The organism is Ruegeria sp. TASC047 (genome assembly GCF_059612445.1).
The window spans coordinates 83446-107553 of the sequence record NZ_JBXWQP010000019.1 but is presented as its reverse complement, the minus strand read 5'-3'; the positions used below and the strand labels follow the sequence as shown (position 1 = coordinate 107553).

The 24108-nt window shown below is 56.3% G+C and carries 23 protein-coding genes, 1 tRNA gene and 1 pseudogene; 14 read left to right on the top strand and 11 right to left on the bottom strand.

Annotation, left to right across the window (positions count from 1 at the left end):
* Positions 1-76: 76 nt before the first annotated feature.
* On the top strand, positions 77-1279 hold the full coding sequence (locus AC2FLO_RS03020; RefSeq protein WP_496751286.1) for a pyridoxal phosphate-dependent aminotransferase: 1203 nt from the start codon (positions 77-79) through the stop codon (positions 1277-1279).
* Between the two features lie 2 nt (positions 1280-1281).
* Positions 1282-1683, top strand: coding sequence for a hypothetical protein (locus AC2FLO_RS03015; protein WP_480473472.1), 402 nt, complete (start codon positions 1282-1284; stop codon positions 1681-1683).
* Here AC2FLO_RS03015 and AC2FLO_RS03010 read toward each other — a convergent pair.
* Together AC2FLO_RS03010 and ppk2 are read right to left on the bottom strand one after the other, a co-directional pair.
* Positions 1680-3050: an MATE family efflux transporter gene (locus AC2FLO_RS03010; RefSeq protein WP_480484274.1), complete on the bottom strand. Its 1371-nt coding sequence runs from the start codon at positions 3048-3050 to the stop codon at positions 1680-1682. The two genes, AC2FLO_RS03015 and AC2FLO_RS03010, sit on opposite strands and share 4 nt — an antisense overlap.
* Before the next feature lie 107 nt (positions 3051-3157).
* Entirely contained in the window at positions 3158-4081 is a 924-nt protein-coding gene (gene ppk2 / locus AC2FLO_RS03005) for a polyphosphate kinase 2 (protein WP_496751285.1), read from the bottom strand.
* A gap of 121 nt (positions 4082-4202) precedes the next feature.
* Between ppk2 and AC2FLO_RS03000 the strand changes: the two genes are divergently transcribed.
* Positions 4203-5081 (top strand): alpha/beta fold hydrolase, encoded by an 879-nt coding sequence (locus AC2FLO_RS03000; RefSeq protein ID WP_496751284.1) that lies wholly within the window; start codon positions 4203-4205, stop codon positions 5079-5081.
* A gap of 69 nt (positions 5082-5150) precedes the next feature.
* Here AC2FLO_RS03000 and AC2FLO_RS02995 read toward each other — a convergent pair whose 3' ends face one another.
* Complete coding sequence (locus AC2FLO_RS02995) at positions 5151-5759, bottom strand: carboxymuconolactone decarboxylase family protein (RefSeq protein ID WP_480585049.1); 609 nt, start codon at positions 5757-5759, stop codon at positions 5151-5153.
* A gap of 152 nt (positions 5760-5911) precedes the next feature.
* Here AC2FLO_RS02995 and parE point away from each other — a divergent pair, with 152 nt between their 5' ends.
* From parE to AC2FLO_RS02980, 3 genes are all read left to right on the top strand, one after another.
* On the top strand, positions 5912-7870 hold the full coding sequence (gene parE / locus AC2FLO_RS02990) for a DNA topoisomerase IV subunit B (RefSeq protein ID WP_496751283.1): 1959 nt from the start codon (positions 5912-5914) through the stop codon (positions 7868-7870).
* A 15-nt stretch (positions 7871-7885) separates the two neighbouring features.
* The gene (locus AC2FLO_RS02985) at positions 7886-8800 is read left to right on the top strand and encodes an abortive infection family protein (RefSeq protein ID WP_496751282.1); all 915 of its coding nucleotides are present in this window, start codon (positions 7886-7888) and stop codon (positions 8798-8800) included.
* Positions 8801-9115: 315 nt separating this feature from the next.
* Complete coding sequence (locus AC2FLO_RS02980; protein WP_496751281.1) at positions 9116-10087, top strand: UDP-glucuronic acid decarboxylase family protein; 972 nt, start codon at positions 9116-9118, stop codon at positions 10085-10087.
* Between the two features lie 28 nt (positions 10088-10115).
* Here AC2FLO_RS02980 and AC2FLO_RS02975 read toward each other — a convergent pair whose 3' ends face one another.
* Complete coding sequence (locus tag AC2FLO_RS02975; RefSeq protein WP_496751280.1) at positions 10116-10955, bottom strand: EamA family transporter; 840 nt, start codon at positions 10953-10955, stop codon at positions 10116-10118.
* A gap of 243 nt (positions 10956-11198) precedes the next feature.
* Between AC2FLO_RS02975 and AC2FLO_RS02970 the strand changes: the two are divergent.
* Positions 11199-11954 (top strand): annotated as a pseudogene (locus AC2FLO_RS02970) (hypothetical protein); the annotation flags it as partial.
* 7 nt (positions 11955-11961) lie between these two features.
* Here the strand turns inward: AC2FLO_RS02970 and AC2FLO_RS02965 are convergent.
* Entirely contained in the window at positions 11962-12636 is a 675-nt protein-coding gene (locus AC2FLO_RS02965; protein WP_480585064.1) for a TIGR04283 family arsenosugar biosynthesis glycosyltransferase, read from the bottom strand.
* A gap of 73 nt (positions 12637-12709) precedes the next feature.
* On the opposite strand from AC2FLO_RS02965, the gene ygfZ reads away from it, so the two are divergent.
* Positions 12710-13453, top strand: a complete 744-nt coding sequence (gene ygfZ, locus AC2FLO_RS02960; protein WP_496751279.1) for a CAF17-like 4Fe-4S cluster assembly/insertion protein YgfZ — start codon at positions 12710-12712, stop codon at positions 13451-13453.
* 106 nt (positions 13454-13559) lie between these two features.
* Positions 13560-14501 carry an ABC transporter transmembrane domain-containing protein gene (locus AC2FLO_RS02955; RefSeq protein WP_480484218.1) on the top strand — a complete coding sequence of 314 codons (942 nt, stop codon included), beginning with the start codon at positions 13560-13562 and terminating at the stop codon, positions 14499-14501.
* A 54-nt stretch (positions 14502-14555) separates the two neighbouring features.
* Here the strand turns inward: AC2FLO_RS02955 and efp are convergent, their stop codons facing one another.
* Entirely contained in the window at positions 14556-15119 is a 564-nt protein-coding gene (gene efp / locus AC2FLO_RS02950) for an elongation factor P (protein WP_209503361.1), read from the bottom strand.
* 219 nt (positions 15120-15338) lie between these two features.
* Between efp and AC2FLO_RS02945 the strand changes: the two genes are divergently transcribed.
* Both AC2FLO_RS02945 and AC2FLO_RS02940 read left to right on the top strand, forming a co-directional pair.
* A complete protein-coding gene (locus AC2FLO_RS02945) occupies positions 15339-15659 on the top strand; it encodes a DUF6280 family protein (protein WP_037310273.1) in 321 nt (106 codons plus the stop codon).
* Positions 15660-15815: 156 nt separating this feature from the next.
* Positions 15816-17273 (top strand): cobyric acid synthase, encoded by a 1458-nt coding sequence (locus AC2FLO_RS02940; RefSeq protein ID WP_496751278.1) that lies wholly within the window; start codon positions 15816-15818, stop codon positions 17271-17273.
* A 3-nt stretch (positions 17274-17276) separates the two neighbouring features.
* Here the strand turns inward: AC2FLO_RS02940 and AC2FLO_RS02935 are convergent, their stop codons facing one another.
* The 3 genes from AC2FLO_RS02935 to AC2FLO_RS02925 form a co-directional block, all read right to left on the bottom strand.
* Positions 17277-18065, bottom strand: a complete 789-nt coding sequence (locus tag AC2FLO_RS02935; RefSeq protein WP_496751277.1) for a hypothetical protein — start codon at positions 18063-18065, stop codon at positions 17277-17279.
* Positions 18066-18138: 73 nt separating this feature from the next.
* Positions 18139-19557, bottom strand: a complete 1419-nt coding sequence (locus AC2FLO_RS02930) for a TolC family outer membrane protein (RefSeq protein WP_209503355.1) — start codon at positions 19555-19557, stop codon at positions 18139-18141.
* A gap of 94 nt (positions 19558-19651) precedes the next feature.
* Complete coding sequence (locus tag AC2FLO_RS02925) at positions 19652-20305, bottom strand: protein-L-isoaspartate O-methyltransferase family protein (RefSeq protein ID WP_496751276.1); 654 nt, start codon at positions 20303-20305, stop codon at positions 19652-19654.
* Positions 20306-20529: 224 nt separating this feature from the next.
* Between AC2FLO_RS02925 and AC2FLO_RS02920 the strand changes: the two genes are divergently transcribed.
* Both AC2FLO_RS02920 and AC2FLO_RS02915 read left to right on the top strand, forming a co-directional pair.
* Positions 20530-20603 (top strand) — tRNA-Cys (locus tag AC2FLO_RS02920).
* Positions 20604-20765: 162 nt separating this feature from the next.
* Positions 20766-22181 (top strand): tyrosine-type recombinase/integrase, encoded by a 1416-nt coding sequence (locus tag AC2FLO_RS02915; RefSeq protein WP_496811632.1) that lies wholly within the window; start codon positions 20766-20768, stop codon positions 22179-22181.
* Positions 22182-22215: 34 nt separating this feature from the next.
* On the opposite strand, the gene AC2FLO_RS02910 is transcribed toward AC2FLO_RS02915, so the two are convergent.
* Positions 22216-22638, bottom strand: a complete 423-nt coding sequence (locus tag AC2FLO_RS02910) for a hypothetical protein (RefSeq protein WP_496811631.1) — start codon at positions 22636-22638, stop codon at positions 22216-22218.
* A 98-nt stretch (positions 22639-22736) separates the two neighbouring features.
* On the opposite strand from AC2FLO_RS02910, the gene AC2FLO_RS02905 reads away from it, so the two are divergent.
* Positions 22737-23336: a hypothetical protein gene (locus tag AC2FLO_RS02905; protein WP_496811630.1), complete on the top strand. Its 600-nt coding sequence runs from the start codon at positions 22737-22739 to the stop codon at positions 23334-23336.
* Here AC2FLO_RS02905 and AC2FLO_RS02900 read toward each other — a convergent pair.
* Positions 23333-23983, bottom strand: a complete 651-nt coding sequence (locus tag AC2FLO_RS02900; RefSeq protein ID WP_496811629.1) for a hypothetical protein — start codon at positions 23981-23983, stop codon at positions 23333-23335. The two genes, AC2FLO_RS02905 and AC2FLO_RS02900, sit on opposite strands and share 4 nt — an antisense overlap.
* Positions 23984-24108: the final 125 nt, after the last annotated feature.

Here is a 24108-nt window from a genome sequence, read left to right as displayed (position 1 = left end):
CATTGTCTATACTGCTTGATCGTCACTCGGACGCACCCTATGACAGTCGGGCTGAACATACAAACCGAGGCCGAGCATGAGTTTTCTGTCTGCGACACTGTCACGCGTCAAACCTTCACCCACCATCGCCATGACAGCCAAGGCAGCCGAGCTGAAGGCCGCCGGACGTGATGTCATCGGCCTAAGCGCTGGTGAGCCGGATTTTGACACGCCCCAGAACATCAAAGACGCCGCTGTTGCGGCCATCGCAGCAGGCAAAACCAAATACACCGCGCCGGACGGCATCCCCGAGCTGAAACAAGCGGCATGTGCCAAGATGAAACGTGACCACGGGCTGGATTATTCGCCGGCCCAGATCTCGGTCGGGACCGGTGGCAAGCAAACGCTGTACAACGCTCTGATGGCGACGATGAATGAAGGCGACGAGGTGATCATCCCTGCACCGTACTGGGTCAGCTACCCCGATATGGTGCTTTTGGCCGGGGGCACCCCTGTTGTGGTCGAGACGACGCTGGAAAACAGTTTCAAGCTGACCCCAGAACAACTGGAAGCCGCCATCACGCCCAAGACAAAGTGGTTCATCTTTAACTCGCCCTCGAACCCGACGGGCGCAGGGTACAGTTGGGATGAGCTGAAGGCGCTGACCGATGTTCTGATGCGTCACCCGCATGTCTGGATCATGTCCGACGACATGTACGAACATCTGGCCTATGACGGGTTTGAGTTCTGCACCCCGGCCGAGGTTGAACCCGGTCTATTTGACCGGACGCTCACCTGCAACGGGGTTTCAAAAGCCTATGCCATGACCGGTTGGCGCATCGGTTATGCTGCCGGTCCGGTCGAAATCATCGCGGCCATGCGCAAGATCCAGTCGCAATCCACCTCGAACCCCTGCTCGGTCAGTCAGTGGGCTGCCGTCGAGGCCCTGAACGGAACTCAGGATTTTCTGGCCCCGAATAACGAGACATTCAGGCGCCGACGCGATCTGGTGGTTCGGATGCTGAACGAGATTGACGGCGTCACCTGCCCCACACCCGAAGGGGCCTTTTATGTCTATCCGTCTATCGCCGGATTGATCGGGAAGACGACGCCCGCTGGGACAGATCTGGTAGACGACGAAGCCTTTGCAACCGCACTTCTGGAAGAGGCCGACGTAGCTGTCGTATTTGGCGCCGCCTTTGGCCTGTCGCCGAATTTCCGCGTCAGCTATGCTACGTCCGACGCGGCACTGACCGAAGCTTGCAGCCGCATCCAGCGTTTTTGTGCTTCTCTGAGGTGACCATGTCCGCCGAACTGCCTGAGTATTACTTTCGCATACGTGAAAACGGTGCTGCGGTGTTTCGGATCGATACGGAAAACCGTCAGCGCCGGATCGAGATGGACCAGATTGCCGTCATCAATATCCGCAATGGCGAGGTCAAGCCGCACGGGCAGCGGACGCTGTCAGACCGGGATCAGGCCGAGATTGCCCAATGGATGGAAGAGCGCCGGGCCCTGCTGGCCCAGCGTGACATTGACGATATCCATCGCGCGGTCGACTATCTGAATCTGACTACGCAATGGGCACAGTCCAAGGCAAGCGACACGCAGCTGGAGGATGTGACAGACAGGTTATTGATGGCCATGCACGACCTGCGTACGGTACTGGTGCGAAAAAAGGCAGATCGGCTGGACAAAGACTAGGCGGGCTCGGCCGATGCCTGTATCTGCTGTACCGAATACATCCAGAACCGGGTCATGAGAAGCACGGCCGCGAAGGCGAGACCAAGCACCAGGCCCAGCCAGACGCCGATGCCGTCCATATGACGGACAAAGCCGAAATAATACGACGCGGGAATCCCTACGACCCAATAGCTGAGCGCCGCCATGACCATTGGGATCTTGGCATCCTGCAACCCGCGCAGCAGGCCCAGCGCAATCACCTGCGCGCCGTCGACCAGCTGAAACAACGCCGCCATGGCAAGCAATCCGGTACCGATAGTCAAGATTTGGCCCCGCTGCGGGTCATCTGTTTCCATGAACAGGGAAATCAAAGGCTCGGCGCAGGTCAGAAACAGAATGATGGTTGCCACCGACATGACCAGCGACATACCAGTCACGGAAATTGCGCCCTTTTCCAGATGCGCCCTGTCCCGACGACCCAGCGCATTGCCAGCCCGGATGGTCGCCGCATTTGATAGCCCCAGGTGAACCATGAAAGTGGCAGAAGCCAGATTCAGGGCGATCCCATGCGCAGCCAGCGGGACCTGACCCAGCCAGCCCATCATCACCGCGGAAGTCGCGAACAGTGAAACTTCGGCCAATGTGGTCAAGCCGATGGGTACACCCAACTTCCATACGCTGGCAAACATTTCCCAATCCGGTCGCCAGAACCGTTGGAATAGGCTGTGCTCTGGCAACGTCCGGATCACATAGATAACAACCGCGATCAGCGAAACAACTTGTGTCGTGATCGAGGCGATTGCCGCCCCTGTCACGCCCAGTTCGGGGGCACCCCAGTTGCCGAAGATCAGCGCATAATTGGTCAGCCCGTTCACAGCCGCCGCCGCAATTGTGATCCACAAAACAATCTGCGTTCGCTCCAATGCCGCCAGATAGCTTTTCAACACCATCACAATGAGGGCCGGAAACAATCCCCAACCGGCAACTCGCAGATATTCGGCTGCGGTTTCAGCAATTTGCGGTTCCTGCTTCATGGCGATCAGGATCGGATAGGACCACCACAGCAAGGGCATGACAACCACGGCATACAGCAACGACAACCACAGCCCCATCCGGGTCGAGCGGCGAATGCTGGTTTCGTCCCCTTCCGCCGCCGCTGTGGCCACCATGGGCATGACTGCCCAGCCAAATCCCGCACCGAACAAAAACAACACGAAATAATAACTGTTGGCCAAGGTAACAGCCGCCAACGCCTCGACCCCGTACCAACCCAGCATGATGGTGTCGGTCAAGCCGATTGCGTATTGCGCCAGATGACCACCAACCAGTGGCAGGCCGAGAACGGCAATAGCCCGAAAATGGGCCGGATATGTCATCACCTTTGTCATCGCTCCAGCCATATGCGCGCCATTGGCGCGGGACAAGAGCGGATCAGCAATATTTCATATTGAGACTTTTATGCCCGACCGTTTCCTGAGGCCGGGCATCTTTGCAATCAGCGGGTGTCGGGGTGCAGAGCCGTACCCAGAATATGCTCGGACCGGTGAATAACGTGATGCGCCTGCCCTACGATCAGCGGATCAGGCTCGCCCACGATATCGTGATCCTTGCCGGGGTAATCCAGCGAGGACAGGAAGTGACGCATACAGTTCAGGCGTGCGCGTTTCTTGTCATTTGACTTGATGATCGTCCAGGGTGCGTCAGCCGTATCCGTGTAAAAGAACATGGCTTCTTTCGCCTCGGTATAATCATCCCACTTGCTGAGGCTTGCCTTGTCGATGGGCGACAGTTTCCATTGCTTCAGGGGGTCGGTTTCGCGGCTTTTGAAGCGGCGCTGCTGTTCTTGCTGTGTAACCGAGAACCAGTATTTGTATAGCTGAATGCCCGAGCGCACCAGCATCCGTTCCAACTCGGGCGTTTGCCGCATGAACTCAAGATATTCGTTGGGCGTGCAGAACCCCATGACCCGCTCCACACCCGCGCGGTTGTACCAGGACCGGTCATAGAACACCATTTCGCCTACGGTCGGCATCTCCTGAATGTAGCGCTGGTAGTACCACTGGCCTTTCTCTTCCCAGGTGGGTTTGTTCAATGCAACGACACGGGCCTGACGCGGGTTCAGGTGCTCCATGAACCGCTTGATCGTACCCCCTTTGCCGGCGGCATCGCGCCCTTCGAACAACAAGACAAACCGCTGCCCCGTTTCCTGCGCCCACAGCTGAACCTTCAAAAGCTCGGCCTGCAGATTGGCTTTTTGCGTCTCATACACCGACCGGGCCATTTTGCGGCCATAGGGGTATTTCCCACTTTCAAACGCCTGCCGGATTTTCTCGGGGCTGGGCGCTGAAGGGTCGGTGTCTTTGGCGAGCGTGGTCTTGATCTGGGTGGGTTCTGCGTTGGTCGTGGCAATGGCGTCCATACATCCTGTCCTTTTCTACTGTCCTGAAGGGTGGCTAGCAGAAAGCTCGGAAATGCGCTTTGATTGGTGTCAAATAGATGCCTCAAAAACCCATGATTTCCAGCGCGGATCCCTTGTTCCAATGCAGACGTCTTTTTTCAAGCTGAACGGCCATTCTTTCCACGTCAGGACATGGGGCGACAAAGCCGCGCCACCATTATTGATGCTGCATGGTTTCCCCGAATACAGCGGTGCCTGGGCCGATCTTGCGCCTCATCTGGCAGAACGCTTTTATTGTATTGCTCCGGACCAGCGCGGTTATGGCCAAAGCTGGTGTCCCGAAGGGGTGCAGAACTATACCCTGTCGCAACTGGTCACAGACATGGCCGCACTGATTGAAACCTGCGGCGCGCCAGTTGCGCTGCTGGGTCACGACTGGGGCGCATCGGTGGCTTATGGCGTTGCCATGTTCCGCCCGGAACTCGTAGATCGGTTAATCATTGCAAACGGCGTACATCCGGTGCCGTTTCAACGCGCCATGGCCTCAGGTGGCGCACAATCCACAGCCTCGCAATATATCAATCTGCTGCGAGCACCCGATGCCGCACAAAAACTGTCCGAAAACAACTTTGCGATGCTGGAACAGTTCTTTCGCCATGGTATGGGGCTGGATTGGTTGACCGAAGCTCGCATGGCCGACTACCGCACTGAATGGGCCCGACCCGGTCGGCTGCAGGCGATGCTGAATTGGTACAGAGCCTCTCCGCTCGTTATCGCCAAACCCGGTGTCCCCGCGACAGACCTGCCCGACCTGCCGCTCGACCGGTTGCATGTCAGGTGTCCGCACTTGTTGATTTGGGGGCCGGATGACAAAGCCCTTTTACCAGAAGCCACTGAGGGGCTGGAGGCGTTTGCCACCCACCTTACCCGTGTCACGATTCCTGGGACCGATCATTGGTTGCATCATCAAAACCCGCAGGCCGTGGCGCAGGCCATTCTGGGATGGACTGGCCAGACGTAACAGGCCCCGCCCGCGCGCAACGGCAAGCCAAGCAGCTTTTGTCGCAGCGCCAACGATATCTGTAGCACCTTACCGGTGCCCCCAATCGTCAGGGTTGTCAGAGTTGTTCGGCGACAAGCCCAACTCATCACCATCGGTTGAGCACCCAAGCCCCAAAACCGTCCGGTTTGCATATGAAAAGTAGGAGCAGACCTGATTGATCTCGAGGATTTCGCCATCATCCCACCCCGCGTCGCGCAGGGCGCTGACATCCGCCTCGACCAGATCGCCCGGCGCTTCGGTCAGCTTGCGGGCATAATCCATCGCAGCCATTTGCGCCGCATCCAGCGGTGCAGCCGAGGGATCGCGCGCCTCAATCGCTGCCCTGATCGCGTTGCCACGCACCGTATCACCCAGCAAGCGCTGAAGACCTGCAAAGTGATGCTCGACGCAATACCCGCACCGGTTCAGTGAGCTGACCCAAACCCCCAGCACTTCCAGAAACCATTTCGGTATCTTGTTGCCCGAATGATGCAGCACCGCCTTGTACATGGCCATATGGCCTTCCATCGAATGCGGGCGAAGGCTGTGTGCCATCATGATGTTGTCTACGTTATTGTTCGGCCCGGTCACGCGTTCGTAGAGTTTCTTCAACTTTCCAGTCGCTTCTTCGAACGGAACGGTTCTGATCCAGCTCATTTATGCACCTCCGCTATACCGGGATCAAAGGACTGGTTATCTGCACGGATTGCAAGCGGCTTGACAGAAAACGCACAACACCTCGCGTCCCTCTTCCCCCGGACCACATCACCTGCCATAATGGCGGAAACCCAAAAACAAGAGCAGCACCCATGCCCGAAGATCTGTTGACGCCCAGCGCCACCTCTACCTATGACGCCTCCTCGATCGAGGTGCTCGAAGGGCTGGAACCGGTTCGCAAACGCCCCGGCATGTATATTGGCGGCACGGATGAGCGTGCGCTGCACCATATGTTGGCCGAGATCCTCGACAACTCGATGGACGAGGCGGTGGCAGGCTTTGCCAACCGGATCGAGGTCGAGCTGCATTCCGACTACGCCCTGACCGTCCGTGACAACGGGCGCGGTATCCCGATCGACCCGCATCCGAAATTTCCGGGCAAGTCGGCTTTGGAGGTGATCCTGTGTACCCTGCACGCGGGTGGCAAGTTCTCGGGCAAGGCCTATCAGACCTCGGGCGGCTTGCACGGTGTCGGTGCGTCGGTGGTGAACGCGCTGTCTGATTCGATGGTTGTGCAGGTGGCGCGGGACAAGCAGCTATATGAACAACGTTTCTCGCGCGGCGTCCCGCTTGGCCCGGTCGAAAAGGTTGGCGCGGCCCCGAACCGGCGCGGCACAACGGTGACCTTCCACGCCGACCCGGACATCTTTGGCCATCACAAGTTCAAACCCGCGCGGCTGTTCAAATCCATCCGCTCCAAGGCCTATCTGTTCTCGGGCGTCGAAATCCGCTGGAAAACCGCCATCGATGACGGTGAAACCCCGCTTGAGGCCTCGTTCCACTTTCCCGGCGGCCTGTCGGATTACCTGAAAGAGACGATGAACGGCTCGTCCACCTATGCCGAGCAACCCTTTGCGGGCACCGTCGATTTCAACGAGAAATTCGGCACCCCCGGCAAGGTCGAATGGGCGATCAACTGGACACCGTCGCGTGACGGGTTCATCCAATCCTATTGTAACACCGTTCCCACCCCCGAAGGCGGCACCCATGTGGCCGGTTTCTGGGCTGCGATCCTCAAGGGGATCAAGGCCTATGGCGAGTTGATCAACAACAAGAAGGCCGCGCAGATCACCCGCGATGACCTGCTGACAGGTGGCTGCGCGCTGGTGTCGTGCTTTATCCGCGAGCCGGAATTCGTGGGCCAGACCAAGGACCGCCTGGCCACGGTCGAGGCGCAGCGGCTGGTCGAAAACGCGGTCCGCGACCATTTCGACAACTGGCTGGCGGCTGATACGAAATCCGCCGGCGCGATCCTCGACTTCCTCATCCTGAGGGCCGAAGAACGCCTGCGCCGCCGGGCCGAGAAGGAAACACAACGCAAGTCCGCCACTAAGAAACTTCGTCTTCCCGGCAAGCTGGTGGACTGTTCCAGTTCAACACGCGACGGCACGGAATTATTCATCGTCGAAGGCGATTCTGCGGGCGGCTCGGCCAAGATGGGTCGTGACCGCAAAACGCAGGCCCTGCTGCCCCTGCGCGGCAAGATCCTGAACGTGCTGGGCGCGGCCAGTTCCAAGCTGGGCACCAATGCCGAGATCAACGACCTGACCCAAGCGCTGGGTGTCGGGCTTGGCACCAAGTTCAACGTTGACGACCTGCGCTATGACAAGGTCATCATCATGACAGACGCGGATGTGGACGGGGCGCATATCGCGTCCTTGCTGATGACGTTCTTCTTTACCCAGATGCGCCCGATGATTGACGCGGGCCACCTGTACCTGGCCTGCCCGCCTTTGTACCGCCTGACGCAGGGTGCCAAACGCGTCTACTGTCTGGACGAGGCCGAACGCGACGAATGGCTGAAGAAAGGTCTGGGCGGCAAGGGCAAGATCGACGTGTCCCGCTTTAAGGGTCTGGGCGAGATGGATGCCAAGGACCTGAAAGAGACCACGATGGACCCCAAATCCCGGAAATTGATCCGGGTCACCATCGACGAGGACGAACCCGGCGAGACCGGCGACCTTGTCGAGCGCCTGATGGGTAAGAAGCCCGAACTGCGATTCCAGTACATTCAGGAGAACGCGCGGTTTGTGGAGGAGTTGGATGTTTGAATTGGAAGATTTCAATTGGAAAAGATCACCAGACAAATTCGAAATAATATCTTTGATGGTCTCAGGTTAGAGCGGATATTTTACGCTGGTGAACTTGGCGACGTAGATTTCTTGGGCCGCCTTTACGACTTGCGTGAACTCCCAAGCTACGATCAACGGTTCAAAACTGCTGACCAAGATATTTGGCAGCATTGTGAGAACAACAACGATTGGCCAATAGATTGGGTGTTTGCGGACGCTAGGTTTAATCTACTTAGTTGTTCTGATGACGCCTTTTTACGCTTTCTGTGCGAGACAGTTCACCCCGTCGTTCGACCTGACGCGTTCGAAGCGGCTAAGATCGTCAGCCACTATAATGATCAATTGGGCCGAGCAAACTGGAAACTAGTTGAATCTCAAAAGATCGCGGGAAGAGCCGTCTTCATCGCCCAGCGAACCAACGAGTTTCACAGCCAGATCCAGCGAGCAAGCACCGTGGCAGAAAAGCTGTCTTCCAATTGGATGCAAGCCGAAATCAGACGGATCCAGGACTCGATCGAAACCGACCCAGCCTTGGCAATCGGAACAGCAAAGGACTTAGTTGAATCTTGCTGTAAGACAATCCTTGCACAACTGCCAAACGCAGATGCCCCGCAAAAATCTGATGACTTACCGACACTCTCAAAAAAACTCTGCAAAGCCTTGGCGCTAGTTCCTGAGGGTGTCCCTAAAGAAGCAAAGGGGGCGGACAGTATCAAAAGGACGCTGAGCAATCTAGCATCTATTACAAAAGGAATATCAGAATTGCGTGGTTTGTACGGCTCGGGGCACGGGCGCGACGGAAAGCACATAGGCCTCGAACCAAGGCACGCGAGGCTTGCAGCTTCCTGTGCAATAGCATTTGTAGATTTTGCTACAGAAACCTATTTGCAACGCCATAAGGATAGCTGAGGATCACCTTTTTTTGTGACCTTGGGAATAGCAAGCAATGGATGGGTGCTCACACCCTTCAATTTCCCCGCGTCAAGATGGGTACCAACACCCACCCTACTTGTTGACAAGCATCGCGCCTACCTATGCGAGCGAATTGGGCGCGTGCTTGATGCCTCGCATCAAGCATTGACTGGGCGGAAGACACGCCAACACCGCACGCGCCCTCAAAAAACCAAAATCTACTGCAATTCAAATCCCTTCGGTTTACTAATCAGATCAAGACCCGGCTTCCCTGTGACACGCTGGCTTGGATTTAACGATTAAGGATTTGCAATGGCTCGCCTTTATGACAGTCGAAAACGTGTTCTCGTAACCGGTGGGGCCGGGTTTTTGGGCTCGCATCTGTGCGACCGGCTTCTGGATCAGGGGCATGAGGTTTTGTGCGTCGACAACCTGTTCACCGGCACCAAGCGCAACATCGACCATCTGCACAACAACCCACGGTTCGAGTTCATGCGCCACGATGTGACCTTCCCGCTGTTTGTGGAAGTGGACGAGATCTATAACCTCGCCTGCCCCGCCTCGCCCGTGCATTACCAGCACGATCCGGTGCAGACGACCAAGACCAGCGTGCATGGCGCGATCAACATGCTGGGTCTGGCGAAACGCCTGAAATGCAAGATCTTTCAGGCCTCAACGTCTGAGGTTTACGGCGACCCGACGATCCATCCGCAGACCGAAGACTATTGGGGCAACGTCAACCCGGTTGGTCCGCGGTCCTGTTATGACGAGGGCAAGCGCTGTGCCGAGACGTTGTTCTTTGATTACCACCGTCAGATGGGGCTAGAGATCAAGGTCGCCCGCATCTTCAACACCTACGGCCCCCGAATGCACCCCGCCGATGGGCGCGTTGTGTCGAATTTCATCATGCAGGCCCTGACGGGCGAGCCGATCACGATCTTTGGCGACGGCACGCAGACCCGGTCATTCTGTTACGTGGATGATCTGATCGAAGGGTTCATCCGCCTGATGGACACGGGCAAAGACGTCACCGGCCCTGTTAATCTGGGCAATCCCAACGAATTCTCGATGAACGAGCTGGCCAGCGAGGTGCAGGCGCTTGTTGGCGCGGAAACCCCTATCAGTTTCAAAGAGTTGCCCGAGGACGATCCGAAACAACGTCAGCCAGATATCACGCTGGCGCGGACCCTGCTGAACTGGGAACCCACAGTGCAGCTGAAAGAAGGGTTGGACGCAACGATCCGGTATTTCCGGACGCTTCAGTCAGAAGGCGCAGCCGGATAATCCGTCTCGCCATGGCTCGGGGACCGGATCAGACCGCCGTGCCGATCAGCGCGACGCCAATGGCCATGAGGACTGCGGCGCCTAGGCGTCGCATCCAGTTGCCTTCCTTCAGGAAAATGAACCCGATCAGTGCCGCAAAGATGACCGAGGTTTCCCGCAGGGCCGAAACCGCCCCCAGCGGCGCAAAGTTCTTGGCGTAAAGCACCAGACCGTAAGCTGTCATCGAAACCAGCCCACCCAAAAGGCCCGTCATCCATATTCTGACTGACAGGTCTTTCAGGGTGGTGCGTTTCCTGACCCCGATAAACCCTGCAATGAACAGGTGCAGAAAGGCCCCCCACGCCCAATAGCTGAGCGTATTGCCTGACAGCCGCACCCCGATGCCGTCAACGACCGAATAGATTGAAATGCAAAACCCGGTTCCCAGCGCGAATCCCAGCGCGCTGCGCCCGACGCCCGAACGCAGCGCCGCCCAGCTGCTCAGCTGAATGCCAACCGCGATCAAGGCGATCCCACCCCAGGCTTGCCAGGGCAGAACTTCGCCCACCAGCGCCATTGCCCAAAGCGAGACCAGTGCCGGAACAATCCCGCGTGCTATGGGGTAAACCACACTCAGATCGCCATGCTGGTAGGCCTTGCTCAGCATGAAGTAATAGCCGAAATGCACGACGGTCGAGAGCAGGATATAGACAAAGCTCTGCGTGTTCGGCAGGGGCAGCACCATCACCATAACCGCCGCCGGCAACACCTGACCCAACGCGACCAGACCCAGCATGGTGGTGCGGTCCGCTGCCGTTTTCACGATGGCATTCCATACGGCATGCAGCAGCGCCGCCGACAGAATAATCAGAATGACGAACAGGGTCATACCCGAACCTTTCCCGCAGAATTCGTGCGTAAAAAGGGTCTTTGGCCCTATTCACTTGGGCGTGGTGTCTGCCAAAACCGGGATTTTTGTCAAGCCGGATTCCAGTGGTCAAATTACCGCCACTGTTGGGGACGTGTCCGCAAGCCGTTTCCGGTCTCGTCCTGCGCCCTTGTGCCCGGTAAGAAGTTACAACTGCACGTGATCCCGGTTGCAGGACGCGCATCACGTTCTAAGATCGGGCACATGAGTTTTGTGACAGACAACCAATTGCCCCTGCTAATCCTGTTCTTTCTGTCAGGATCGATCGGCACCGCCTTTTTGTTCCGCAAGCCAGCGGGGCACCGGGCGTGGAAACTGGCCGATCTGGTCTGGGTCGTGCTGGGTGGCATCGGCGCATTGGTAGCTGTTCTGGCAGGGCTTTATACGTCGGACAGTTCGCGACTGGATCGTCAGATTGATGTGGCCTACGCCGCAACATTGGCATTCGACCGGGATGCCGCACGGTTTCGTCTGCGTTTCTGCGACCCTGCTTACGATCCTGACACGGCAGTGCTGTGCGACAAGGTTGAATTCCTGTCGGCATCAACTGCCAGCAACTCGGAATTGCCCCTGTTCATCGCCGTAACCAACGAAGTGGCCCCCCTGCAGGGCCTGCACTTCCTGTTCGGAAGTCAGGGCAAAGATGAAATGGACGAGCTGCGGGATATGAAGGCCAAAGCCGATGCTTTCAATATCGACCAGTTCCTCGTATTCACCTCTCTGGACGACAAAACTCAGGTGGCCATCGACAACATGCGCCGTAAGGTACCCGCGATTGCCGGAGATTATCAGATCCTGGCACAAAGCTATGACGATCTGATCCAGCAGGTCGGCAAGTTGAAGGACGAATGGGAATACCTGCAGGCCAATGCCCATATTCTGGTTCTGCAAATCGTGGCGCTTTGTCTTGTTAGCTTTGCTGCCCCGTTTCGACTGGGAAAATCTTTGGTCGAATTGCGCCGGGCGCTCAACGTCGATAGCCCCGCGCCAACACCTGTGGATCAACCCCCAGAAAATAGCGCAGAAGTGTCCACAAGTTCCGCATGCCCCGTCGAGTCCAACCTGCCTGTTCATAGCGCTCCGCGCTCGTAAAGGCGCGCGACTCGAGTATTGCGATCCGTGGCAATGCGCGCACCAGCGCCACATCTTCCATCAAGGGTTGGTCCGGATACTCACCAGCTGCCAGATAGACATCACGCGGAACCAGCAACCCCTGATCTCCGTACGGTAAACCGAACAGCCTGCTGCGCAAATTGGCCCATCCGGCCACCCAGGTCGGCGCAAACCCACGCGCGCGAAAAGCCAACCGAAACGCAGCTGGTGCGTTGGAGGGTAGATGGGCGCTTACGCTCTCGGCCCATCCCTGTTGCAGCACGGTATCGGCATGAAGGATTAACAACCATTCACCATCAGCCTGCGCACACCCCCGGCGCAATTGACCGCCGCGCGACGGCTCACCTTTCAGAACAAGCGCGCCAACATCTTCTGCAATTCTCAACGTCTGGTCTGTTGAGCCTGCATCGCTGACGATCAGGTCCCTGATCAGCCCGGAATGCACCCCTTCCATCAGGGCTTCAAGGCACGCAGGCAAGGAACCGGCGGCATTCAAGGTTGGAATCACTACAGTGACGGGTGCGGGCACGTCCGATAACCTCTGGTCTTGACTGCGGGACTTCCTATATCACGAGGCCAAAGGCAATGACGAGGACCAAGCCATGCCCACCCGCCGCATCCTGCGCCTGACCGGCTCGGACACCGAAGACTTTTTGCAGGACCTTGTCACCAATGACGTCCGGGGGCTGGGCAATGGGTTTGTTTATACGGCGTTGCTTACTCCACAGGGCAAGTATCTGGCCGATTTCTTTCTGAAACGCGATGAAGGTGGCGTGCTGCTGGACGTGGCCGAGCCACTTGCGGATGACCTGATCAAGCGCCTGAACATGTACAAACTCCGTGCGGATGTAGTGATCGAAGGCACGGATCTACATCTGCAACGCGGCACAGGTCCAGCACCGGACACCGCCCTGCCCGACCCCCGTCACCCGGATATGGGTTGGCGTGACTATTCGACAGCCCCAGAAGGCGATGACGGAACCGACTGGGACGCGCTGCGCGTTCGACACTGCATCCCCGAGGCTGGGGTCGAACTGACGCCAGACAGCTATATCCTCGAATCCGGGTTCGAGGCGTTGAACGGCGTGGATTTCAAAAAGGGTTGCTATGTCGGTCAGGAAGTGACTGCGCGCATGAAGCACAAGACCGAATTGCGCAAAGGCTTGCGGCGGGTCTTTGTCGAAGGCTCGGTTCCGGTGGGGACTGAGATTGCCGCAAACGGCAAACCTGTCGGCACCCTGTTCACGCAATCAGGCGGACACGGGATCGCGTATCTGCGCTTTGACCGTGCGAATTCAGACATGATGGCCGGAGACATCGTGGTTCGCCTGACGGATCAAGCGTAACTTGTTGCCAAATCGGCACGGCCTTATCCGCCGTTTATCTCGTAAAGTTTGAACCCGTTACCCTGCCCTGCCAATGTGTCGGCACAGGGGCAACACGGATACCAGCATGTTTCAGCTTTACTCCGCGATTTGGCGCGCCAGCGCCGGACGGCAGATTGTCCTCATTCTGTTATCCATTGCCATTGCTGCGCTTGCCGCGGTTCCGCTTGAGTTTCAACGCGATATCGTCAACCATCTTACGTCCAACGATCTTCATGTCGAAAAGCTGGTTCTGCTGGGCATCGGCATGATGATTGTCATCCTGCTGAGCCTCGCCCTGAAATGGGTTCTGGGTTTTCGCGCGGGTACATTGGGCGAAGACATGATCCGGCTGATCCGGCAACGCTTGCTGTGGCGCGCGACCGACCTGAAGGAAACGGGTGAAAATCTGCGCAAAGGTACCATGACGACCGCTATCTCAGCCGAGGCTGAGGAGCTGGGCAAGTTTGCCGGGGGCGCGTTCTCGGACCCGGTGGTTCAGGTTGGAACACTGGTCAGCGTGATCGGGTACATATCCTCAACGCAGCCAGGCCTTGGCCTTATCGCGTTTTCCATGATTGTGCCGCAGATCATTATCGTTCTGGTGTCGCAACGCAAAGTGAACACGTTCGTCGCCGAACGCGTCCGCCTTTTGCGCAGCGCCACTGATAGGCTGACCACCGAGGATATCGATGCCGTCGAGCGGGATATCAATGCCCTGTTCGACGACATCTATGACACAAGGCGGCGCATGTTTCTTTGGAAGCTTTCGGCCAAGTTTCTCCTGAGCGTAATCAACGGCGCCGGAACCGTAGGTATTCTGATGTTGGGCGGTTATCTGGTGCTGCAAGGAAAGACCGACGTCGGCACGGTGGTGGCCGCGACCAGCGGGCTTGGCCGGATACAGGGCCCGACCGCGTTCCTGATCGCCTTTTACAGACAAGTCAGTGCCAACCGCATCAAATACGAGCTGATGCTAGAACTATTCGGCCCGGACCCCGCGCATTACCGGTACCGCAACAGTGCATAAAAAAAGACCGCGCAGCGGCTGCTTGCGCGGTCTGACACTAAAAGCGACGAAACGTCACGCGCGTTCGGAATATTCCATCGTTTCGGTGTTCACGATGATCATTTCATCCTGACCGATGAACGGCGGCACCATGACTTTCACGCCATTGTCCAGAATTGCAGGCTTGAACGAGTTCGCGGCGGTCTGACCTTTTACGACCGGCTCAGTTTCGACAATCTTGCAGGTCACTTTCTGCGGCAGCGTCGCGTTCAGCGCTTCACTTTCGTAGAATTCGACAACAATCGTCATGCCATCCTGAAGGAACGGACGACGCTCGCCCAGCAAATCCGCTGGCAATTCAATCTGTTCGTATGTTTCGGCATCCATGAAGACCAGCATGCCATCGGTTTCATACAAGAACTGCTGATCCTTCTGTTCAAGGCGCACACGCTCAACCTTGTCAGCCGAGCGGAACCGTTCGTTCAGTTTCGAACCATTGCGCAGGTTGCGCAGTTCGACCTGCGCGAAAGCGCCACCCTTGCCGGGCTTCACATGGTCAACCTTGACCGCGGCCCAAAGGCCGTCGTTATGCTCAAGCACATTGCCGGGGCGAATTTCGTTCCCATTTATCTTGGGCATTACATAATTCCTTCACAAACGGTTGATGCGTCAGTTGCGCCTCCTATATCTGGCGGGAACATACCTGACAAGACAACCAAACCTAGTGCTGCACGTGCAGCGAGATATGCAAGTGACGCAACGCAACTATGCATATTAGCTGTATCCGAATCGCACTTTATCGGTCATAAGGACCGTCACGCCGAAAATTGCAAGAGCAAGAAAAACAAGGAAGACGAGATGAGAGATTTCGTTGACGGCACTGCCTTTAACAACGAACAAGGCAATCGTGCTCGCAAACTTTTCGCGGCCGTTGTGTTGGCCGCACTCGATGACGCCATTGCCGATGACAAGAAGTATGGCAATGGCCCGGAACAAATCGCCCGTTGGGCGCGCTCGCGCGATGGACGCGAAGTGCTGTCTTGCGCGGGAATCGACCCGAACGAGCGGGTTGTCAGCGGACTGATGGAGTTCGTTGGCCGTGGCGTGCGGACCTCGGTCGCGCTGTCGCGTGAAGAAAGCGAGCGTCGCAATGCCGCTCAGCAGGCTGAAGCTGCCTGATCCAAGGCTGTTTCAACTCAGAAAAAACGCGCTCTGCCATCAGAGCGCGTTTTTCTATGCGTATCCCACCACGATCCCGGGCGTCAGGGTGAGTTCGGGGCTTCCCCTGCCCGCCCAAATCAGGTCATCTGCGCCTTGACAGGTAGGAGACAATCCATGGTTCGCGCCATCATGATTCAAGGCACCGGCAGCAATGTCGGAAAATCCGTTCTGGTGGCGGGGCTTGCGCGGGCTTTTACACGGCGGGGTCTTCGGGTTGCGCCCTTCAAACCGCAGAACATGTCGAACAATGCTGCTGTTACAGAAAACGGTGGGGAAATCGGTCGCGCACAGGCCCTTCAGGCACGGGCGGCAAGGCGGGCGACGCATACGGATATGAACCCTGTATTGCTAAAACCTGAAACTGATACCGGCGCGCAGATCATTGTTCAGGGGCAGCGCGCGGGCACCATGAAAGCCGGTGATTACCGCAAGGATAAATCCAGACTGCTAAGCGCCGCACTGGAAAGCTTTGACCGGCTGTGCAACGACGCGGATCTGGTTCTGATCGAAGGGGCGGGCAGCCCGGCCGAAACAAACCTGCGCAAGGGTGACATCGCCAATATGGGCTTTGCCTGCGCTGCGAACATACCTGTAATACTTGTCGGCGACATTCACCGCGGCGGTGTGATCGCACAGATCGTTGGCACTCAGGCGGTTCTGGACGACGGCGATCTTGCGCGAATTCGGGGCTTCGCCGTCAATCGGTTCAAGGGCGATGTGTCCCTATTTGACGAAGGGCGCGATGATATTGCCTCTCGTACAGGGTGGCCCTGTCTGGGGGTCGTGCCATGGTTTCATGACGCCTGGAAGCTACCGGCCGAAGATATGATGGACATCCGTTCTCACACAGGCGGCACCTGCAAGGTTGTTGTGCCACAGCTTGAACGGATGGCGAATTTCGACGACCTTGATCCATTGTCGGCCGAACCCGGTGTGAGTGTCGAGATCATTCCGGCCGGACGCGCATTGCCGGGCGATGCCGATCTGGTTTTGCTACCGGGCAGCAAATCCACCATCGGAGATCTGGCCTATTTCCGTGCACAAGGCTGGGACATCGACCTGTACGGTCATGTTCGGCGCGGCGGGCATGTGCTGGGTCTTTGTGGTGGCTTTCAGATGCTGGGCAAGACCATCTCCGACCCCGATGGCGTAGACGGTCGACCGGGTAAGGTCGACGGGTTGGGGGTGCTGGATGTGGACACAGTCATGGGAGGACAAAAGCAAGTTGTCCTGCGTACGGCTCATGCCTTGCCGGACCGAGAGCCGGTCACCGGATACGAAATCCACATGGGGCATACAAGCGGGCCGGATTGCACCAATGCATGGCTTGAGGTCGAAGGCCGCCCTGAAGGCGCGGCCAGCGCAAACGGGCGGATCAAGGGAAGTTATCTGCACGGTATCTTTTCGTCCGACGCATTCCGGGCGCGGTATTTGTCAGCGTTAGGCGTGACCTCGGACCTGTCCTATGAGGACGGCGTCGAGCAGGCGCTGGACGATCTGGCCGATCATCTGGAGCGCCACATGGACCTTGACCTGCTTCTCAGCCTCGCGCAGCCCCCGCACCGTGGCTGAGAGTTACTCTAGATCCTGAGCCGCAAGAGCGCGGGCGATCTCTCGCCTGACCATCTTGCGCACATTTCGTGTAATCCGCTCACCCATCGTTCCTTGCAGCTCGGCGCGGACAACCTCTGCGATCAGGGTGCGCAGAGCGTCTTCATCCATGTCGATCGTCCGGACATTTTCGTCGGAATCAGGTTCTTCGGAATCGGCATCAGACACAACAGCCTGAGACGACCGGATGAATTCCGCCTGATAAGATGCGTCTTCGCCCTGCTGAACCGCCTCTGGTTCGTCACCACCGGCAGCATCAATCGACATCGCAGCGGCAAATTCTTCTTCGACATCCCATGGCAGCGCGTGAGACGGTGTGCCCGAATATGCATCCTGGCTGTCACCGTCCGGTTCCCACTGATCTTCTGTTTGCGCAATGGCCGCTTCCAGCGCTTCGATCTTTGCACTCAGGCTGCTTGTTGCATCATCCGCCGCGGCGCGTTTCGTCTCGGCAGTTTCTGGCTTGTCCTGGTCGGCGTTCGCGGGTTGACCCGTCTGAACGATATCGCAGGTGCGCAGCAACATCGGCTTCGCAGCATCTGAAACTTCGGCTTCTGATACAGCTTTAGCGGGAATCACCCCCAATTGATCTGGTGTGCTGATCCGCAAAGCATCTGTAAGCACCAGCCGCCCCGGCTTGCGTGCCTTAGTCGTTTGATCCGCGACGGTTTTATCACGACTGTCTTCACTGACCAGACGTTTGACCGAAGACAGAACGTCTTCGATCCCTGCTTTCACGACATTATCAGACATTGTTCTCTACCGCTCTATCCTTGGATCGAGTGTAGCCAAACAATCCGCGCCTCACAACAGATAGTATTGGCGATCAGTCCCGGCGCAATGCTTTGAGAACGCGATCCAGATCCTTGCTTTGCTTGCTGACCTGTGCCGGCGCATTCTTGACCAGATTGTAATACAAAGTCGGATCATAGATTTGCACCGCCAGCCCAAGACGCTCGGCTGTCAGAAGGCCCTGCGCCTGCAACAACTGATAGGCAGCCCGCGACCGTTCGGTGCGCGAAGCGACTTCTGCCAGTTGTGCATCCAGCAAATCCTGTTGTGCATTCAATACATCCAGAGTTGTTCGCGCGCCCAGAGTTGCCTCTTCCCGGATGCCATCAAACGCCACCTGTGAGGCGTTAACGCGCTCGGTTGACGCCCTCAGACTGGCGCTGGCCGCCTGAAACGCCGCATAACGGTCGGTCACACCCTGCGTGATGTTCTTTTGAACGTTCAGAAGATTCGCACGCGAGGCATCCCGGCTGGCCATTGCGCGGCGGACATTTGCCGCCAACCGGCCACCCGCGTAGATTGGTTGTGTGAAGTTCAGCGACACGGTGGCGTCGTTCACATAGTCATTATTGTCATAGCGCTCGGACACGCCAGCATCGGCATTAAGACTGACATTCGGCCCAAGGTTTGCCCGTTGCTGCTGCACGACCAGATCAAACGCCCTGACCTGATGCTGCGCCGACAGAATGGCCGGGTGGTTGCGCTGCGCCAGGTTCACAGCTTCAGCTTCGGAACGCGGCAGATTGGGCAGGCTCGGCTGACCAGCCGTTCGCCCCGGTGCCTTTCCGACTGCGTTCACGTATTCGGCCTGCGCAATGCTCAACTCGCCACGTGCCACCGCCAGATCCGCCTGAGAGCTTGCCAGCTGTGCTTCGGACAATGCGACGTCCGTCCGGGTTACTTCGCCCACTTCGAAGCGGTCATTCGACGCCCTAAGTTCCTCTGCTGACACATCCACGTTGTTCTGGCGGATCGCCACGGTCTCTTCCTGCAACAGGACGCCCAGATAGGCATTTGCTGCGCGAATAAGAACCTGTTGTTCGATATCAATCAGGGTTTGCCGGGTAGACAGCACCGTTTCCTGCGCCGACTGCTTGCCCAGTACAGACGCGCCGCCATCATACAAAAGCTGGCTCAGCGTCAGGCCCGAAAAGAACCGCGACGGTTCGTTTGTCGTCACGACGTTATTGACCCGCGACCGGGTGTAATCCTGGCTGACCTGCACGGTCCAGTTGATGATTGGTCGCAACGCAGAAAGCGCAATGGCCACATCTTCATCCGCAGCCCGCAACAACGCCCGGTTCTGTTCAAGCAAACCACTGGTGTTATACGCGCCGATGAACGCATCCGTTATGTTGTCTGCCCACGCTGCACGCCCTGGCATCACGCTCATGGCAAGTCCTGCGGTCACAGCAAACGCCCTGACCAGCTTACCTGTCGCCGAACCACGCATACCAAAATCCTCTCAAACGAAATTACACTGCCCTACAGGCAGTTTGCGGCCTTCTTTTCAACTAATCAAGGCGATAGAAAAATCTATCGGCGGACTATAGCGAAAATGCACACTCTGCCGAAAAACCTTCCAGAACCGGCGCATTGGCATTGAACACATCACGCCAACTGACGCGACCACCGGTTTTTCGACCGATCCGCACGGTGCCCAGGTTGCCGTTGACAAACAGACACACGATCCGACCGTGATCCTTGAGTTGATCCAACAGGGCATCGGGCACCTGCTCGACACCGCCCTGCACCATGATCGCATCATAGGGGCCGTGCTCTGCCACACCCTGTTCCAGCGCGCCGACGTGGATAATGGCGTTGTGCACGTCAGCTTCGGCCAAGAGGTTTTGCGCCTCGGCTGCAAGGGTTTCGTCGCTTTCAACACCCACAACCAACTCAGCCATCCGCGCGGTGACAGCCGTGGAATACCCCATTGCCGGAGCGATATCGAGGACCATCTCATCCTTGGATATGTTCAGCGCGTCCAGCATTTTAGCCAGGGTCCGCGGCTCCAACATGCTGCGCCCGTCCCCCAGATCAATCAGGCCGTCCACATAGGCCGCCTCGCGTTGAGAATCGGGCACGAAGCTTTCCCGCGGAACACTCAGCATCGCCTCAATGATCGGGAACTTGGTGACGTCAGAGGGGCGGATCTGTGTATCAACCATTGTGCGGCGCCGGGCTGCGAAGTCAGTCATTGGATATCTCGTCTCATTCCCAAAGATGTCGGGCTTGTGCCATATCCTTAACCTTCCAGCAACGCCCCTGTTGCCGCAACCTGAATCTTGATCACCTCCTTGGGCGTGGACGTCGGCAAATTTCGATCTTGCCGGCAATTTCGAGCGCAATCCACTGGACGCCCCAGAGGAAAGCTGTTAAAAACCCAGTCACACCACGGCAAGTATTTGATTTTACTTGAAAAGGCGAGTTGGCGGAGTGGTGACGCAGCGGATTGCAAATCCGTGTACACCGGTTCGATTCCGGTACTCGCCTCCAACATATTGTGGTTTTTCCCACATTTTCCAAACTTCAGCACAATATCTAGCTCACAGTGGTCCGTGCACAATTCGTACACAGTCCGCGTGCAGATTCGGCTGCATTTTGAAACCTTTTGCCGTATACTCAGGAAAAACAGGCAACTAGGCGAAGCAGCACGCGATGAGCTACGGCATTACCACTGTAAATGTGCACAAAAAACTGAAGCTGGATAAGCGCCAGGGCAGCGAAAATTGGTACGTGCGGTTGACGTTGGACAACGGCAAACGTGTTGTGAAAAGCACAAAGACAGACGACTTAGAGGAAGCAAAAGAGCGCGCAATTGAATTGTACCACGAGACCAAAGCGCGCATCAAAAATCACCTCCCCGCACAAACCCGCAAATTTAAGCATGTGGCTGAGTATGCGATTGCGAGGATGCAGCGAGAGCTTGATGAAGGTGGCGGCAAGCAAGCTTACAAAGATTACTTCTCAGCACTGCGCATCTGGCTCATCCCGTATTTTGGAAACACTGACGTAGCGAAGATAGATTTGGCTGCGCTGACGGCTTTTGACGCGTGGCGTACTGAGACCAACAAAAAGCCATTCTCCCAAAGCGGCATCAACAATCACAATGCAGCACTGAACAGAGTACTGGACGAAGCAGAGCTACACGGCTGGATCGTAAAATCCATGCGCCCCACACTGCTCAACAAAGGTGTCAAAAGCGAAAGCAGAGGCAGCTTCACGGATGCAGAGTACAAAAAGATTTATACGGCGCTGCGTAGTTGGCACAAAAAGACGAAAGACAAGAAAGCGATTGCGACACGCGAAGTGCTGCGAAACTACGTGCTGTTTCTGGCAAACACTGGCGTGCGGCACGGCACAGAGGCTTTGCGGCTACGTTGGCGCAACATTGAATGGCAGGAGAATGACGGCGAACGCTATTTGGTAGTGAACGTAGACGGAAAAACGCGAAAGAGAAGCGCAGTGGCACGAGACACTGTGGAAGGCTACTTGGACAGACAAAGTAAGCTGAATCCTGCTCTCAGCTACGACAGCTTCGCTCAGCTCATCGCAGCCAAATCCAACGAACACGTATTCACGACGCGCTTAGGCAGTGTTGCAAACATCGCGAGCTTAAACCGCGCATTTAATGCGCTACTGGACGACTTGGGATTGAAGTTTGGCGCGGATGGCAAATCCCGCACTTTGTACAGTTTGCGGCACTACTATGCGACGCGGGACTTGAAGCGCGGCATCAGCACCCACGCCTTGAGCAAACAAATGGGCAATAGCACTGCGATGCTGGACAAGCACTACAGCAAATACAGTCCATTGCTTAATGCTGAAATGCACAGCGGACGAGACATGCGAAAAAGCCAGAAGAAGGAAACGGCGGCAAATGTAGGGGGCGTGGTGGATACAGCGTTCAATATGCTTGCGGCAGGCAAGCTAGATGAAGCAGGACTGCTGGCGGCTTTGGGCGTTGAACGACAGAACTACGTGGTGACAGAAGAAATTGCGATGAAGGCGCTGACGGCAAAAAATGATGACTTGATAGAGGGCGAAACTTTGCTGCGGATACTGAATGGGTAGTTGACGCAACCGCTGCCGCGCCAACCAAAGCGTCTTACTTTGCTTTCTTGCGCTGTGTTGCCTTCGCAATAGCGTCATCAAGTTCGCCAGCTTCAGCAGCTGCCTTCAATGTCGCCAGCGCGCCAGCAACATCTTTCAGCGTTTTTATGAAAACCGCGTTGCCTTCGCCCAGCGCTAGCACCTTGTTTCCGTATTTGCAATGCACGTACCAGCCGCCGTCTTGTTCAAAAAACCAAGGCCGCACTTTGCGCAGCTTATCCACCAGCACTTTTTCGCCCTGCTCGTTCTTGATCCATGTCTTGCGCGCTACCTCATAACTTTCGCCCTTTGCCGCAGCAGCCGCCACATTCATCTGTTCTTCAATCGCAGCAACAAGCTTACTGCGGCGCAGTTGAACAGGGTCGTGTTTGCTGGCGCGGGTGACGGATTTTACGGTTAGCTTGGATAGTTGTGACATTGAATTGCTCCTTGTGTAGCTTCTTAACGTCTGCTTTCTTCTCCTTGTTTAGTCGATCAAATTCAGAAGTTTACAGCTACTACGAACGGGTTCAGGCAATGCAAACCATCGAAGAAAAACTCATTTGGATCACTAATTTTGCAATCAATACTGACGCGGCATTGAAGGCTGAGATTAGTTTTGTTGGCGCTGCCAAGGCAGGTGAACTTGAGCCAAGTGTTGTTGATGAACTGGAATTGTTTTCCCTTGGGTTCAAGACAAAGCTACCTCGCAATGGCGACCGCATATTTGGAGTCAATAGAAGCCTTGATGATACCGTTCAAAAAGTACTTGGATTTGACTTTGAAAGCCCAGATGACAATGGAACTAGCGATGGTGTTGTAAGCTTAAGCTGCAAACTACGGCCCACAAATCTCTTTGGACCAGCAATCTGCGCAAACCTTGTGCGAGATTACAACGTACTTCTGGGCTTCACAGTAGACGCAGACGTATTGGATAACGACAACATCACACTGGCCGCATTTGGATCGTTCGAAACTGCGCGCTGTAAGCCAGTACAAGGAATGCTAGACGAAACAGAGCTTAGTGCACTGTTGGACGATGCAGTTTTGAGATTGAAGTTGTTGCATGACAAATGCCTAACAACCAAAGACTATTCGCCATTTGATGACGTAGTCAGGGCATGGGATCAAGACTAGGGAAACTGCCCCACACCTGCGTTCTCGATCATTCGTTCAGCTTGCTTGATGTAGCGTGAAACAGTGGCGGACACTGTGCGGCGGTAGTTTTCAACCGTGTTGATTTCGTCCTTCTTTTCGCGCTCCTGCACCTTTATCCGCGCACGCTTTGCCAGTTCAAAATTACTAACTTTCTCTCCCTGCGCGGCAGCCGCTTGCTTTGCATCATATAGGTCAAAGCATTTTTTGAGCGCGTCAGGCACAACTGGTTTCTCTAAGCTGTAACGAGCTTTGCTCCTGTGCACAGATCCCACGACACGTGCAGCTTCTGGCTTGAGGTGCTTTTTCAAGATGTTGTTTAGACGCCATTCAATGTGTTTACGCTGAGCATCCAATGGAATGTTGACAAGAAGCCGTTGCTCATCCGCGATCGCATCAACCGCTACATCAACGTCCGTGACAATTGAAACGGATTTCCCTGGCAACACTGGTTCCGCAAATAAATATCCGCCACGGTCTTCAAGCGTGTTAACACGCTCGTTCCACCAAACTTTGAATGCTGCGTGGCGGTTACCCTGATAGCGAACGTCGCCAAAATCTGTGTAAACAGATTCAAAGCCCGCGCCGCTGTTCTGGCAAGCGGCAGTGTATCCTTCGTTCTGTGTCAACGCATACCACCACCAATAGTACGGTGATGATTCTACCTTGAACGCAGCAGGTATCTCTGTCCTGCCAAAAGTGGGCCACGGCGACACAAAACGCCGCCTCATACGTTAACAACCATTGAAGTTGT